Raw genomic sequence first — 14909 nt, 5'->3', positions numbered from 1 at the left:
GAAGTCTCTGCCCGCTGGCATTTCGCCGCAGATGGGCAGGATTGTCGCAGACTCTGGAAGTCCTAGGAGCGGCCGGCGGCTGCTTCGCTCCATCCGTCGAGTCCATCGAGGTGGGCGCACAGCTCCGGCACGGGTCCGAGCTCGGAGGAGACCGTGGCATGCCTGACACTGCCGTGCTCGGCGGCGCCGGTGAACGACAGCGCGGCCTGGACGTTGTACCAGTCCGCGTTCCACTCGCTCGTGGCGAGGTAGAGGTCGTAGGCCGACGCGTCGTCGACGCGCAGACGGGTCTGGCCGGTCTCGGGCGTGGTGTGGGCGGTCACGGTAAAGGGACGTCCCCGCTCCACCTCGAACCAGGGTGAGTAGAAGTTGCCGTCCGGGTCCTCGACGACGAGGCGGGCTTCGGGCAGCTTGCTGTCGAACTCGACGCCGACCAGGCGGTCTTCGAGACCGGTCTGGCGGAAGAGCCCGACGGTGCCCGGGCGGTAGTCCTCGAAGACGGGACTGACCGTGGCCACCATGTCGCGCTGCTCGACCAGGGTCCACGGCTCGTACCGGTCGCCGGTGTTCAGGTAGACGGCGGCGCACTCGCCCCTGATGTGGAGCTGGTCGGTCTGCCCGCCCTGGGGCACGGAGTCGGAGCGGGTCAGCGGCGGTGACGACGACCCGTCCCCGAGACGCAGCCGCTGCTGGACCATGAGGTAGTCCGCGAGCCGGTCACCTCCCCATGTCTGGGCCGCCACCGCACTCCCGGTCGCCAGCTGGGACACGATGCTGAACGCGCACAGCAGGCCCAAGGCGGTCGCGACCGCCACGCGTGGAGCGCGGACGAGCGGCACGAGGCCGACGACCGTCCAGAGGCCGACGAACCCGCCGAGGACCAGCATCGGGACGAAGTCGCTCGTGTACCGGTTGGCCAGGTAGCCGTAGCCCATGATGCCGCCGGTCGCGCCCACGGCTGCGAACATCGGCCAGCGCGCCGCGACGACGCCGGGGCGAGACCGCATGACCACCAGGGCGACCAGGCCGATGAGGGTCAGGACGAGGAGGCCGGGCATGAAGGCCGTCACGCTTCCGGTGCGGTAGGTCTGGTCGAGGAACGCTCCGCCGTAGGCCTGCGCAGGCTTCGCGGGCAGCGTGACGAAGGGGAAGTAGTCGACGAACCGGATCCCGTCCGGCCGCAGGTAGTTCACCAGGGACGTCTCGAAGAACTGGGAGCCGGTGATGGTGCCACCGTTGACGCGGAGGGCCTCGCGGCGGTGCGCGTTGACCTGGGTCCAGACCTGCGACTGGAGCGGGAAGAGGTACGGGTGGCCGAACTTGACCACGTTGTAGACGACGGCCACCGCGAGAGGTGCGGCGCCGGCCGCGACCACGGTCAGGCCGAGCCGGCGGCGGTGCCGGATCGCCAAGGTGGCGCCGAGGAGCATCGTGGTGCCGGCCATCGCCCAGCCGCCCGGGGTCCGCGTGAGACCCTCGGCCAGGATCAGGGCGGCCAGCCACAGCGCGGATCGGCGGTCGGGCGAGAGGATCAGCCGGAGCATCCAGTAGCAGGAGCCGACGAGCAGCGCCGTGGACCAGAGGTACACCTCGTGGTAGACCCACGGGAGGGAGGCGTCGAAGGTCAGCGTGCTGCCGCCAGTGGCCATCGCGAGGACCACGACAGCGCTGACCCACTCGAACCGGGTCAGCGGGGTCGTGCCTCGGAGCTGCTCCCTGAGCAGCCAGAGCAGCTTCTGGGCGAAGACGGCGAACATGACCCAGGCGAGCCCCATGGAGACCAGGCTCAGGCGTCCGTCGAACTCGTGCGTGACCAGCTGGACGGGGACTCGCAGCAGGGCCGGGAACGGCCCGAAGTACATGAAGGTCTTGCCCTCGATGACGAAGCCCTCGATCCCCAACGCGCCGGTCGGCACGTCGAGGTGGCCGTGCAGGAAGGCCGTGGCCTGGATGTCGAAGAAGTTCGACGCATAGCGCTGGGAAACGGCCGTGCGCAGCAGGTCGACGCGGTAGTCCAGCAGTGCCAGGAAGAAGGGGATGCCGCCGAGGACGAGTCCCGTTGCCGTGGCGACCCCCTCCCGGGGCGGTCGCCGCCGCGCATGGGAGCTCAAACTCGCTCCAGCTTGTAGAGGAACTGGTAGCCGAACAGCGTGGGCCAGACCCGGACCGCCGCACGGTCGACGGCCGACGCGAACCGGGCGACCCGACCGACGACCGGGTTGCCACCCCGCTCGAGCACGTCCAGCGGTGAACCGACGGTCCGCCGCTCCACGATCCGCAGGCCGGCCCGGGCGATGAGGCGCTCGAAGCTGCGGCGGGTGAAGAACCGCACGTGGCCGCGGTCGAGGGGGCCGCGCTGGTCGTAGTCGAAGTTGCCCGACGCGGTCCGCAGACGCGGGTACCAGTGGCCGAAGTTGGGGATGCTCACGAGGATCGAGCCGTCGTCGCCGAGGCGCGAGACCATGTCGGCCATCAGCGAGTCAGGGTCGATCACGTGCTCGAGGACGTCGCCTGCCACGATCACGTCGTAGCCGGACCCTGCCTCGCTCGGGAGCCCCTGGTTGAGGTCCGCCTCGACGAAGGCGTCGATCCGCTGGCCGATGCCCTCGTGCTTGACCAGGTCGACCCCCACCACGTGGTGCCCCATCGAGCGCACCAGCCCGGCGAAGAGCCCGTCAGAGCAGCCCACGTCGAGCACCGAGGCCGCCGGGATGCCGGTCAGCCAGGTCAGCAGCTGGCCGTGCGAGGAGTGCGCGCTGTGCTTGACCTCGTAGGCCTCGGTGTCGACGCCACCCCGCGTCGACCCCCCGAAACCCATCTGGTGGGCCCGGTGGCGGAGCACGTCCATGGCCACGTCGCGGGCGTACGACAAGCCGTTGACGTAGCAGATCTCGTCGCCGTAGTAGGTGGGGATCGGCACCTCGACGATCCGCTTCCGGGCCGCGAGCATGCCCAGGATGATCTCGGTGTCGAAGTCGAAGTCGTTGGAGTAGTCGGCGAAGGGCACGTCGCGCAGGGCGTCGGTGCGATAGGCGCGGTAGCCGCTGTGCCACTCGGTCAGCGAGGCGCCGGTCACGGCGTTCTGGAAGCGCGTGAGGATGCGGTTCCCCACGTACTTGTAGAGCGGCATACCCCCCTTGAGGGCCGAGCCGCGCTTCATCATGCGCGAGCCCATCACGACGTCGGCCTCGCCGGTCATCAGCGGCGAGACGATCTGCTCCATCACCTCCGGGGCGTACTGCCCGTCGCCGTGCAGGAGGACCACGATGTCGAGCCCTTCCTCGATCGCCCAGCGGTAGCCGAACTTCTGGTTGCCGCCGTAACGCAGGTTCTCCACGTGCTTGATGACGGTCAGGGGGAGGGTCGAGCCGGACTTGTACTCGAGGCCGATCTCGTACGTCTCGTCGACGCTCGCGTCATCGCACACCAGGACGTGGTCGAGCTGGTCGCGGAAGTCGGACGGGATCCGGTCCAGGGTCTGTCGGAGGGTGCTGGCGGCGTTGTAGGCGACCACGAGGACACCGATCCGCACTGCCCCCGGCTCGGCGGAGCCCACGTCTTCTGACGCCACTGTCATCCCTCTCATGCTGCCCCGTGGAGTGCCGACTCGCCTCTCACTGCCGTGGGCTCGGGGAATCTTACCCGTTGGTAACGAGGCGGCAGGACGTTCTGGCATACTCCGCGCCATGACCGCCGCCCTCGTCGACCTCGGCACGCTCCAGGCGCGCTTGCCTGAGCTCACGGAGCAGTACCGCTCCGCCCAGCCGTTTCCCCACGTCGTGCTCGACGACGTGTTGTTCGCGGACGCCTTTGCCCGCGCGGCGACCGAGTTCCCTGCCATGCGGGACCCCTTCTGGAAGGGCTACCTCCACGTCAACGAGACCAAGTACGGCAACACCCAGCCCGACACCTGGGGGCCGACCCTGACCGAGGTGGCCAAGGAGTTCGTCTCTCCCGAGTTCGTGGGGTTCCTCGAGCAGCTGACCGGGATCACCGGCCTGCTGCCCGACTGGAGCATGGACGGCGGTGGCCTGCACCAGACGCTGCGTGGCGGACACCTCAACATCCACGCCGACTTCACCACCCACCACGTCCACGAGCACTGGAGCCGCCGGGTCAACATCCTGCTCTACCTCAACGAGGAGTGGCGCGATGAGTGGGGCGGCAAGCTCGAGCTCTGGGACAAGGACATGACCGCGGCCCAGGCCAAGGTCGAGCCGGCTGGCAACCGGATGCTCATCTTCACGACGAACGAGGACAGCTTCCACGGTCACCCGGACGCCCTCACCTGCCCGGACGACGTGGCGCGCAGGTCGATGGCGCTCTACTACTTCACCGAGGAGGAGCACGCGGTCCGCAGGTCGACCAACTACCGGGCCCGACCCGACGAGGCCGGCATCAAGCGTGCCGCGATCGCCGTGGACCGCAGCGCCGTCGACCTCTACGACCGCGCCAAGCGGAAGCTCGGCATCTCCGACGAGCACGTCAGCGGGCTCCTGGAGCGGATCAGCCGGCTCACGAGGCGACGGACGCGGTAGTCGCGGTCTCGGCGCGGGGGCGGCGGAGCCATCCCTGGGTGGGACGTTCGCAGAGTCGTTCGGTCACGACCGCGACGAGGGCGGTCAGGGCCACGGCGACCAGCGTCCTGGGCACCCAGCTCCAGCCGTGGGAGTGTCGCGCCACCGCCCAGAACACCGGGTAGTGCCAGACGTAGAGCGCGAGCGAGAGCGTGCCGAGCCTGCGCAGTGAGCGCAGTCCCAGCTGACGGCTGAGCGGACGGCTGGGTGCCGCGAGCCCGGCGACGAGTGCGACGGTGGCGACCACTGCAGCAGCTCCGGCCCACCCGAGGTACGCCAGGTCGCCGGCGCCCCCCGCGCTGGCCACGACGATGACGAGCCCCACTGCCCCGGAGGTGGCCAGCAGTCGGGCGGCGCGTTCGCCGAGGGGATGGAGACGGGTCGCGACAGCAGCCAGGGCGCCGCCGAGGATCGGGTCGCAGCGCGTGGTGGTCCGCAGCGAAGCGCTCACCCACCCCTCGACGTCGAGGATGTGCGCGCGCCAGACCATGACCACCACCACGCCGAGGGCGAGGACGCCGAGCAGCACAGGGAGCCGACGACGAAGGACCCAGACCAGCACGACGAGGAGCAGGCTCACCTGCAGGTCCACCGAGACGTACCACAGGTGCCCCAGGTCCTGGCGGGCCTCGGCGGAGTCGGTCTGCAGCAACCAGTTCCACGTGTAGGTCGCGACGGACCAGAAGGTGCGCCGGTTCGTCTGGTCCGTGGCCGGGTCGGTCGGGTCGAGCAGGCTGACGACGGCGACGACCAGCAGCAGTGGGTACACCTGCGAGCTCAGCCGGATGAACCGGCGCGCGGCCAGGCGCCAGGGGATCCGCCCCGGCCCGTCCCCTCCGGCGAGGACCGCGCTGCACAGGAGGAAGCCGCCGACCGCGAAGAAGCCCGTGACGGCCGTGTTGCCGCTGTTGAAGACACCCCGCAGGACCGGGATCCGATTCAGGTGGTCCGTCGGCCAGAGCGTCCAGCCGTGCGAGAGGACGACGATCACGATGGCGATGCCGCGGAGTCCGTCGAACGTCGTGATGCGTGGGCTGGTCGGGGTTGCTGGGTTGGGCACCTGTCCTCCGGGTGGGTTCGGCAGAGGTTAGCCTGCCCGCTCGGGGCGTTGCTATAGCCTCCCCGGTGTGGCCCGCCCCTCGACCCGCGCCATCGTCGAGGCGGCCGTGGTGCTGGGCGTCGCGATGCTCGTCCTGGGTCCGGCGCTGCGTCCCGGCGTGGTCCTCGCCTACGACCTCGCGTGGTCGCCCGACGCCCGGCTCACCCCCTTCGCTACCGGCGTCGACACGCCTGCTCCGCGTGCCGTCCCGAGCGACGCGGCCGCCTGGCTCCTGGGCCTGCTGCTCACTCCCGGGGTGGCGCAGAAGCTCGTCCTCGGGGGAGCGCTGGTCCTGGTCGGCCTCGGTGCTGCGGCGCTGGTCCGCGTCCTCCGTCCCGGGGCCGGTGCGCTCGCCACCTGTGCCGCCGCCGTCGCCGCTGTGTGGAACCCCTTCGTCGCCGAGCGCCTGGTCATCGGTCAGTGGACCGTCCTGCTCGGGTATGCCGTGCTGCCCTGGGCGGTGCGCGCCGCCCTGCGCGTCCGGGGCGGGTCGGGCGGGGTGACCGCGCTGGGCGGGTGGGCGATGCTGGGGGCCGTGGGGGGCGCCAACTCGCTGGTCATCGTCGGCCCCCCGGTCGTGGTCCTGCTGCTGCTGCCACGCCCCCTGTGGCGCGCGGTGCTCGCCTGGCTCGCGCTGGTCGCCGGGGCTGCGGCCGCGTGGGCGGTGCCCGCGCTGTGGGGCGGGCTGGCCTCGGACCCTGCGGGGTTCACGGTCTTCGCCGCACGGGCCGACGGCCCGTTGGGGCTGGCCGTCTCGCTGGCTGGGGGTGGCGGGTTCTGGAACCCCGCGTCATACCCCGCCGAGCGGGGGGTCGCGCCGATCGCGGCAGCGGCCGCGGTCCTGCTGACGGCCGGTGTGGTGGCCGTGGCCCTCGCTGCCCGTCGGGGTCGTGGCTCGACCGACGACGGCCCCACCGCCGCGCTCGGCGAGCGCCTCGACGCCGCCGTGCTGGTCCTGGTCGCGGTGGCCCTGCTCGGTCTGCTCCTGGCCCTCGCGAGCGGCACGCCGGGGCTCGCGGACGCCTGGTCGAGGCTCGCCGACGTGCCGGGCGGCGCCCTGCTCCGCGACAGCCAGAAGGTCGTCGCGCCCTGGGTCGTCCTCGGGGCGGCCGGGGTGGGACTCCTCGTCGACGGGCTGGTCCGCCACCGCGGTGCTGCCCTCGTGCCCGCCATCGGCCTGACCGTCGTGGCGCCGCTCCTGCTGCCCTCGCTGGTGTGGGGCGAGCGGGGTCGGGTCGAGGCGGTCACGGTGCCGGCCGACCTGCGCCAGGCCGCGGCCCGGCTGTCGAGCGCCCCCGCGGGGGACGTCGCGCTTCTGCCGTGGCGGCAGTACCGCCGCTATGGCTGGAACGACGCGCGAGTCAGCCTGAGCCTGGTGCCCCGCATGGTCGACCAGCGCGTCCTCTACGACGACTCGTTGCCGCTCAGCACCGGCCGCATCGCAGGGGAGAGCCCGCGGTCGGCAGCCGTCACCGCCGCCATCGACGCAGGCACCGACCCCTGGGACGCGGTGGTGGCCCAGGGGGCTCGCTACGTCGTCGTCGAGAAGGACACCGGGCTCGCGACCCCGACGCCACCCAGTGGTGCCGGACGGGTCCTGGCCGACACGGCACACGTCCTGGTCGTCGAGGTCCCAGCCCCGTCGCGGGCGACGACCGGGTCGAACAGGACGACCGAGGCGACCGAGGCGACCGGGGCAGGAGACGGCGCGGGCTCGGCGACGGGGTGGGGTGTGACGCTCGCGACACTGGCAACGTGGCTCGTCCTGGCGGGCCGGCGCGGCTTCAAGGGAAAACGCGGAGCGAACCGAACTCGCTGGTAGGGTTTCGCCCATGACTACTGCTGTCAGCGGCATCGCCGCCCTCGTGACCGGTGCCGTGCTCGCCCTGCTGGCCATCTTCGGCGGCACCGCGGCGCTGACCCCGTCCGTCGCGGCGAACAACTCGCCGGTCGTCAACTACGACGGCAACTGACCGCACCTTCTCCGCAAGCGGGCTGCTGACTTCGGTCAGTGGTCCGTTTCGCTGTCCCCGGCGGGGCCGGGTCCGGCCGGGGGATCGAGCTCTCGCGCCGCCGCGGCATACAGGAGTGACTCCCACCGGCTGACCGTCTCCGACCAGCGGAACCTCGTCACCCACCGGACGGCACGCTCACTCATGGCGTTCCTGGCGTCGTGGTCGTCGAGGAGCCGGCCCAGCGCGGACGTGAACTCGCGCTGCCCTCCGTGGACGAGCACCCCGGTCTCACCGTCGCGGACCGAGTCGTTGAGGCCGCCCACGTCGGCGAAGGCCACGGTGGGCGTCCCGTGCACGCCGGCCTCCACGACCACCAGACCCCAGCCCTCCTTGAGGCTGGGCAGCGCCAGCACCCACGCCTCGGCGAGGAGTCGGTGCTTCTCCGCCTCCGAGACGTGCCCGGTGAAGGTGGTGCGATCGCGGATCCCGAGCTCGTCGGCGACGCGGTGCAGCTCGGTGTCCCAGTAGCCGGAGCCGACGACCCACAGCTCGAGGTCGGGTCGGTCGACGGCGAGGTCGCGCACCGCCTGCATCGCGATCTCCACCCGCTTCTGCGGGACCAGCCGACCGAGGACCACCACGACCGGGTGGTCGGCTCGGCTGACGTGCTCGTCGGCGACGGCGTCGGTGCCGTTGTGGATCACCGTCACGCGCGCGGCCTCGACGCCGAGCCCACCCAGCTCGTCGCGAGTCGACTCGGACACGGCGACGTAGGGGCTGCGACCGTAGACGCGCGGCGCCACCTTCGACTCGAGGAACCACCCGGCCCGCGCGACGGTGGGACCGAACACCACGCCCCACTGCTCGCGGTGGACGTGGTGCACGAGGTTGACGACCGGCCGGCCGGACCGGACGAGGGGGCTGAGGAAGGGGACGCCGTTCTGCACGTCGACGACCACGTCGGCGCGGTGCCGGCCCAGCGCCAGCGCAGCCAACGAGCGCAGGTAGACGCCGTAGCGACCACCGCGGCGCAGGTACCGCACGCCCTCGACGGTCTCGCGCGGCAGCGCGCCCGGGTAGGCGGCGGTGCGCACCGTGACCCGGTGGCCGCGGGCGGCCAGCCCGGTCGCGACCTCGCTCAGGTACTTCTCGGAGCCGCCGGCCTCAGGGTGGTTCATGTCCCGCCAGTTGAGCAGCACGACGGACAACGGGTTGCGCACGCAGAAATCCTTGGTGGTGTGGGCACGCCCGAACGGACCACGAGGTCCGGCTGGCTAGCATGCACGGGTGAATCAGCGACCGACGCGACGGTATCGCACCGCTGGTCGGTCGCTCCGCCTCTTCCGGTCCTTCCTGGTGGAGCAGACCGACCCCGACCGCTTCTACGGTGACCTGGCCGACGACACCGTCGCGCTGCTGTCCGGGTACACCGAGCTGGCGGGCTCGACGGTCCTCGACGTGGGAGCCGGGCCACGGCAGTTCGCGGCCGCCTTCGACGGCGCAGGCGCGCGCTACGTCGGTCTGGATGTCGCCGTCGGCGACCTCGCCGAGGCCGCGGCCCCGGACGTGGTGGGAGTGGGGGAGCGGCTGCCGTTCGCCGACGCGAGCCTCGACTGTGTCATGTCGAGCAACGTCATGGAGCACGTCCCGAGGCCCGGCGTGGTGGCCCGTGAGATGGTGCGCGTCGTGCGCCCGGGCGGGCTCGTGTTCATCTCCTACACCGCGTGGGCGTCACCCTGGGGCGGCCACGAGACCTCGCCGTGGCACGTGCTCGGCGGCGAGTATGCCGCGCGACGCTACGAGCGCGGGCACGGCCACCCACCCAAGAACCGGTACGGGACGACCATGTTCGCGACCAGGGTCGGCGACGGGGTCCGGTGGGCCCGGCGCCAGCCGGACCTCGTCGTCGAGGAGCTCTCGCCGCGCTACCACCCCGACTGGGCGCGCGCCGTCGTCGAGGTGCCGGTGCTGCGTGAGGTCGCGACCTGGAACCTCATGATGGTGCTGCGGCGCCGGTGACCGCTCCACCTGTGACCGCAGGACGCCGACCCGCTGGCGTGCGGGCTGCCCCGGCCCGGGCCGTCCCCTCCCTGGTGGACCGGGCCCGCACCCTGACCTGCCTGCTGGTGCTGTGGACCGTCGCCTTCGCACAGCAGCCCGGCAAGGTGGTCGCCGACACCAAGATCGACCTCGCGCTCGACCCGTGGGGACTGATGTCCCGCGCCCTGCACCTGTGGGACCCGAGCACGACCTTCGGCGTCCTCCAGAACCAGGGCTACGGCTACCTCTTCCCGATGGGTCCGTTCGCCGCCCTCGGCCAGCTGGTCGCGGCTCCGTGGGTCGTGCAGCGGCTGTGGTGGGCGCTGCTCCTGACTGCCGGCTTCCTCGCGATGCGCGCCCTGCTGGCGGCCTGGCGCGTCGCCGACCCGGTCACGCGGCAGGTCGTCGCCGTCGCCTTCGCCCTGTCGCCGCGGGTCGTCAGCACGCTCGGCCCGATCTCGTCGGAGTCGGCCCCCGCGCTGCTCGCCCCCGCGATCCTCCTGCCCTTGGTGCTCGCGGGCCAGGGGCGGCTCGGAGCCCGTCGGGCCGCGGCGCTGTCAGCGCTCGCCGTGCTGTGCTGCGGCGGGGTCAACGCCACGGCGACCGCCTTCGCCGTCGTCCCCGCCGGCCTGTGGCTGGTGACCCGGCGCGGCTGGTGGCGCACCCCCCTCAGCTGGTGGTGGGCCGGCTCGGTGGCGGCCGCGTCGGCCTGGTGGGCCGTGCCGCTCGTCGTGCTGGGGCGCTACTCGCCGCCCTTCCTCGACTGGATCGAGTCCTCCGACACGGTGACCCGCACGGTCAGCCTGCTCGACGACCTGCGCGGGACGTCGCACTGGCTGGGCCACCTCGTGACGCAGGCGGGGCCCTGGTGGAACGCCGGCTACGACCTCGTCGCGGGGCCGGGGCTGGTCACCGGGACGGCACTGGCCGCTTCGATCGGGCTGGCCGGGCTGACCCTGCGCGGGCTGCCGCACCGCGGATACCTCGTCGGCCTCGCCCTCCTGGGGGTGCTGGTCCTGGCGCTGCCGCACAGCGGCCCCCTCGACAGCCCTCTCCGACCGCTCGTCCAGGACCTGCTCGACGGGCCGCTGGCGCCCCTGCGCAACGTGCACAAGGCCGACCCGCTGCTGCGACTGCCGCTGACGGTGGCCTTCGCCCACCTCGTGGGCCGGCTGGTCCAGCGCGACCGTCGGGCCCCCTTGGTGCCGGCCCGGGCCGCCCGGCCGGTGGTGGTGATCGCAGCGCTGACCGCGTGCGCCGCGGCGCTGAGCCCGGTCCTGCCCGGCGTCGCCGGACAGCTCGCCTCGCGCGGCTCGTTCGTCGCGGTGCCGAAGGAGTGGAGCCAGGCCGGCCGGTGGCTCGACCGGCAACCGGGCGGCGGGACCGCCCTGGTCGTGCCCGCGTCCAACTTCGACGAGTACACCTGGGGCCGGCCCCTCGACCTGGTGCTCCGCACCCAGACCTCGACCGGCACCGCGGTCCGCGACGCCGTGCCGCTGACCCCTGCCAACACCGTGCGGCTGCTCGACTCGGTCGAGACGCGCCTGCAGACCGGACGTGACCTGGGGGGCGTCGTCGACGTGCTCCGCTCGGCCGGGGTGCGCCACGTGGTCCTGCGCAACGACCTCGACACGTCCTCGACCGGTGGCGTGCCGGTGTCGGTGGCGCGCTCGGCGATCTCGCGGACGCCGACGCTCAAGGAGGTGGCGGCGTTCGGCGACACCTTCGTCGACGGCACCGGCGGACGCCTGCGGCCCGTGGAGGTCTACGCGATCGCAGGCTCGCCCGCCCCTCCCGCCGCGCTCACCCCGCTGTCGGAGGTCGGGTCGGCCTCGGGGGCGAGCGAGAGCCTGCCCGACCTGCGCGAGGCCGGCTTCGACGGGCCCGTGGTGTTCGACGGTGACGCGGCGAGCAGCGCCTCGGCCGCCCGGGTCGCGCGTGCGGCCGTGGCCGGCGGACGGCGGGTGGTCACCGACGGCCTGCGGGCTCGCGACCGCTCGTTCGGCGCGATCCGGGGGAGGGATGTCAGCCAGACCCTGCCTGCCGCCGACCTGTCCGGCGCCCATGACTACCTGCCGTGGAGCGACCCGCGTCTTCGCACGACGGTCGCCTGGACCGGGCTGCGCGACCTCCGGGCATCGGGGTCGTTGGCGACCGACGCCGGCCCCGGCGGGCTCGACCCGGCCGACCGGCCCTTCTCCGCCGTCGACGGGCTCGCGACCACGGCGTGGGTGGTCGCGGCGGACGGACACCCCTCCCTGACGATGACCTTCGACCGGCCGCGCTCGGTCGACGGTCTCGAGGTCTCCGCGCTCGCCGACAAGGCCCGCTTCGGTGACTTCCTCGGCATACCGACACGGGTGCGGGTCACCACGGACGCAGGCGACACCGTGGTCCCGCTGGCCGCCACCGGGCGCTCACAGGTGGTGACCGGCCTGCCTTCGGGCGCCACGACGCGGCTGCGCATCGAGATCCTCGCGACCGACCGCGGCGCCGACGCGCTGGTCACCGGCCTCACGGAGGTGCGGGTGCCCGGGCTGGTGGTCAGGGAGAGCACGGTCGTGGCGCACCAGAGCCCGGAGCCCGCAGACGCCTTCGTGCTGGCGGAGCAGTACCGCGGCACCGACGGCTGCGTGGACGTCCGAGCCGCCTTCGTATGCCGCGACGAGCAGCGGGCCCCCGAGGACGCCGCCGGCCTCGACCGCACCATCCCGGTCGCCGACGGGGTCGGGTATGCCGTGCACGGCACCCTGGGCGCCGTGCCCGGGCCGGGGCTCGACGCGGTGCTCGATCTGGGGGCGGTCGGCTCGGTGACCGCCAGCAGTCGGCTCTCGCGGGCGCCGCAGGCTCGTCCAGGCGCGGTGCTCGACAGTGACCCGGCGACGGCCTGGGCCCCTAACCCGGCTGATGCCACCCCCACCCTGTCGGTGGGGCTCGCCCGGCCCACCACGGTCGCCCACCTGCAGCTGCAGACCCGCGGGGAGTGGCTCACCGGGCGCGACGTGACGGCCCAGGTGACGGTGGACGGCAGGGTGCAGCTCGCCGAGGTGGCGCAGGACGGGAGCTTCGACATCCGTCCCACCACGGGTCGCAACCTGCGGGTGCGCCTCCTGCTCGCGGCCACGCGCCAGGATGCCGAGCGGGATGCCAAGCCCGCCGCGGGCATGGAGGTCAGCGAGCTGGTCATCGACGGTGTGCAGCCGACGCCCGTGCCGGAGCGGATCACCGCCGGCTGCGGCACGGGTCCCCAGCTGCTGGTCGAGGGCGTGTCCGTGCCGACGCGGGTGAGCGGTCCCCGGACGGCGGCCTTCGGAGTCGGGGAGCTCGACTACGAGGCCTGCGCGCCGGTGCGGATGAGTGCTCCCGAGGGTCGCGTGGCGGTCGCGCCGTGGGGCGGGTTCGTCCCCGACCGACTGGTCCTGACCCGCACCGACGGGTCCGCGTCGACCACGACCACGACCACGACCCCGGCCAGGTCGGTCGAGGTGGCCGCGACGTCGGCCGGGAGCCTGTCCGCCCAGGTGGGACCGGGCGCGGCCGGGCTCCTGACCCTGCCCCAGAACGCCAACCCGGGGTGGCGGGCGACCCTCGACGGGCGGCGCCTCGACCCGGTCACGGTGGACGGCTGGAAGCAGGGGTTCGTCGTGCCGGAAGGGGCCGGGGGGACCGTTGCGGTGACCTTCGGCCCGGACGGCCCGTACCGCTGGGGGCTCCTGCTGGGCCTCGTGCTCGTGCTCCTGGTCGCCGCCAGCGCGCTCACGCCTTCGCGCCAGCGTGACGGTGTGGTCACCGGGTCCGGTGCAACAGCAGGAGCGGCGCGGGTGTCCGTGCGGCGGCGCTGGTCGGTGCCCGCGCGGGTGCGGGCGGGGTCGGGGTCCGTGGCGACCCTGCTCCTGGGCTTCCTGCTCGCGGGCTGGTGGGGCGCGCTCGTCGCGGTGCCCTGCCTCCTGCTGACGGTCGGCCCCTGGCTGCGAGTCCCGCTCCGGGTGCGATCCCTGGTGGTCGGTGGGCTGGTCGCAGGGCTGGTGACGGTGGCGGGGCTCGTCCAGGCCTGGTGGGCCCCGGGACGGCTTGGCGGCCCGGCTCTGGAAGGCACCCTCCGCCTCCTGTGCGTGGCGGGCCTGGCCCTGGTCAGCGCGTCCTGGCGTGCACCCGGTCCATCAGCGGACGCTCGACCAGACGCTCGCTGAGGGCGGCCAGCCCCAGGGTGACGGGCACCCCGACGGCCAGCAGGGCGACCGCGCCGCCGGTGAAGTAGTCGATGCCCGTCACGGCGTAGATCGCCTCGAAGACGGGCAGGTGCCACAGGAAGACGCCGTAGGAGATCCGCCCGAGGTAGCGCGCCGTCGCCGTCCCGAGCGCCCGGCTGAACGCATCACCCCCGTCGCCGAACAGCAGCGGCACGAGGAGACCCGCGGTGACCACCGACCCCAGGACACCCTTGCCGGCGAGCTGGGTGCCGGCGACGGGGCCGAGGGTGAGTGGCCCGGCGACAGTGGTCGTGGCCAGGAGGTACGCGCCACCGGCCAGCGCCAGGCAGGTTCCCGGGTAGGCGGCGAGGTCGCGCAGCACGCGGTGGGCACGCAGGGCGGGGGTGTCGCGGACGACCGAGAGCGCCATCCCGAGCGCGAACTCTGGCCAGTGCGCCGGGAGCCAGCGCCCGGCCAGGCTCTGGCCACCGATCTCCACGAGCCCGGACACGACCGCAGCGGCCAGCCCGAGCAGCCAGCTGGCCGCGAGCACACGCAGTGCCACCGACGCCCGTCCGGTGCGCCGCCGCAGCGCCGCGAAGGCGAAGGGGAGGACCAGGTAGAACGAGACCTCGGTCGCCAGGCTCCAGGTCTGCGTGTAGCCGTCGAGCAGCGCGTCGGGGACGTAGACCTGGGTCAGGGACGCGTTGGCCAGCCACACCCGCGCGGGCGGTCGCACCGCGAGGCCGACGACGAGCAGCCCCACCCAGAAGGCCGGCAGCACCCGGACCGCCCGTCGCGCGTAGTAGCCCGGCACGTCCACCCGCCCGCTCCTGGCCCACTCGCGGCCCATCGCGGCATACAGCAGGAAGCCCGACAGGGCGAAGAAGATCGAGACCCCGAGGTCACCGCGACCGAGCAGCCGGCCGACCACGCCGAAGGAGACCGCGCCGGTCAGGAAGCCCACGTGCGTGAGCACCACGAGACCCGCAGCCACGGCCCTCAGGCCGTCCAGCGCGCCCAGTCGCGGCAGGTCACGGGACACGCT

The 14909-nt window shown here is 73.0% G+C and carries 10 protein-coding genes; 5 read left to right on the top strand and 5 right to left on the bottom strand.

Translation table 11 applies throughout. The annotated features are described in order from the left end of the window. Positions 1-62: 62 nt before the first annotated feature. Both ABD262_RS07780 and ABD262_RS07775 read right to left on the bottom strand, forming a co-directional pair. A complete protein-coding gene (locus ABD262_RS07780; protein WP_344133595.1) occupies positions 63-2111 on the bottom strand; it encodes a hypothetical protein in 2049 nt (682 codons plus the stop codon). After that, entirely contained in the window at positions 2108-3577 is a 1470-nt protein-coding gene (locus tag ABD262_RS07775) for a bifunctional glycosyltransferase/class I SAM-dependent methyltransferase (RefSeq protein ID WP_344133593.1), read from the bottom strand. The genes ABD262_RS07780 and ABD262_RS07775 overlap by 4 nt, the downstream gene beginning before the upstream one ends. A gap of 109 nt (positions 3578-3686) precedes the next feature. Here ABD262_RS07775 and ABD262_RS07770 point away from each other — a divergent pair, with 109 nt between their 5' ends. Continuing rightward, on the top strand, positions 3687-4538 hold the full coding sequence (locus ABD262_RS07770) for a 2OG-Fe(II) oxygenase (protein WP_344133590.1): 852 nt from the start codon (positions 3687-3689) through the stop codon (positions 4536-4538). Here the strand turns inward: ABD262_RS07770 and ABD262_RS07765 are convergent. Then, positions 4516-5637 carry an acyltransferase family protein gene (locus ABD262_RS07765; RefSeq protein WP_344133587.1) on the bottom strand — a complete coding sequence of 374 codons (1122 nt, stop codon included), beginning with the start codon at positions 5635-5637 and terminating at the stop codon, positions 4516-4518. The two genes, ABD262_RS07770 and ABD262_RS07765, sit on opposite strands and share 23 nt — an antisense overlap. A gap of 67 nt (positions 5638-5704) precedes the next feature. Between ABD262_RS07765 and ABD262_RS07760 the strand changes: the two genes are divergently transcribed. Then, complete coding sequence (locus ABD262_RS07760) at positions 5705-7498, top strand: MmpA family trehalose lipid delivery protein (protein WP_344133584.1); 1794 nt, start codon at positions 5705-5707, stop codon at positions 7496-7498. A 10-nt stretch (positions 7499-7508) separates the two neighbouring features. Beyond that, positions 7509-7649: a hypothetical protein gene (locus ABD262_RS07755; RefSeq protein WP_344133581.1), complete on the top strand. Its 141-nt coding sequence runs from the start codon at positions 7509-7511 to the stop codon at positions 7647-7649. Between the two features lie 35 nt (positions 7650-7684). Here the strand turns inward: ABD262_RS07755 and ABD262_RS07750 are convergent, their stop codons facing one another. Further along, positions 7685-8851: a glycosyltransferase family 4 protein gene (locus ABD262_RS07750; protein ID WP_344133578.1), complete on the bottom strand. Its 1167-nt coding sequence runs from the start codon at positions 8849-8851 to the stop codon at positions 7685-7687. A 67-nt stretch (positions 8852-8918) separates the two neighbouring features. On the opposite strand from ABD262_RS07750, the gene ABD262_RS07745 reads away from it, so the two are divergent. Both ABD262_RS07745 and ABD262_RS07740 read left to right on the top strand, forming a co-directional pair. Continuing rightward, positions 8919-9650 (top strand): class I SAM-dependent methyltransferase, encoded by a 732-nt coding sequence (locus ABD262_RS07745; RefSeq protein WP_344133574.1) that lies wholly within the window; start codon positions 8919-8921, stop codon positions 9648-9650. A gap of 11 nt (positions 9651-9661) precedes the next feature. Beyond that, complete coding sequence (locus ABD262_RS07740; protein ID WP_344133571.1) at positions 9662-13861, top strand: alpha-(1->3)-arabinofuranosyltransferase domain-containing protein; 4200 nt, start codon at positions 9662-9664, stop codon at positions 13859-13861. Here the strand turns inward: ABD262_RS07740 and ABD262_RS07735 are convergent. Beyond that, complete coding sequence (locus ABD262_RS07735) at positions 13803-14906, bottom strand: acyltransferase family protein (RefSeq protein WP_344133568.1); 1104 nt, start codon at positions 14904-14906, stop codon at positions 13803-13805. The genes ABD262_RS07740 and ABD262_RS07735 overlap by 59 nt on opposite strands. Between the last annotated feature and the right edge of the window lie 3 nt (positions 14907-14909).

Source organism: Pedococcus bigeumensis (genome assembly GCF_039531795.1).
Taxonomy (GTDB): Bacteria; Actinomycetota; Actinomycetes; order Actinomycetales; family Dermatophilaceae; genus Pedococcus; species Pedococcus bigeumensis.
The sequence above is the reverse complement of the archived record's forward strand: the minus strand, read 5'-3'. Positions and strand labels throughout refer to the sequence as shown.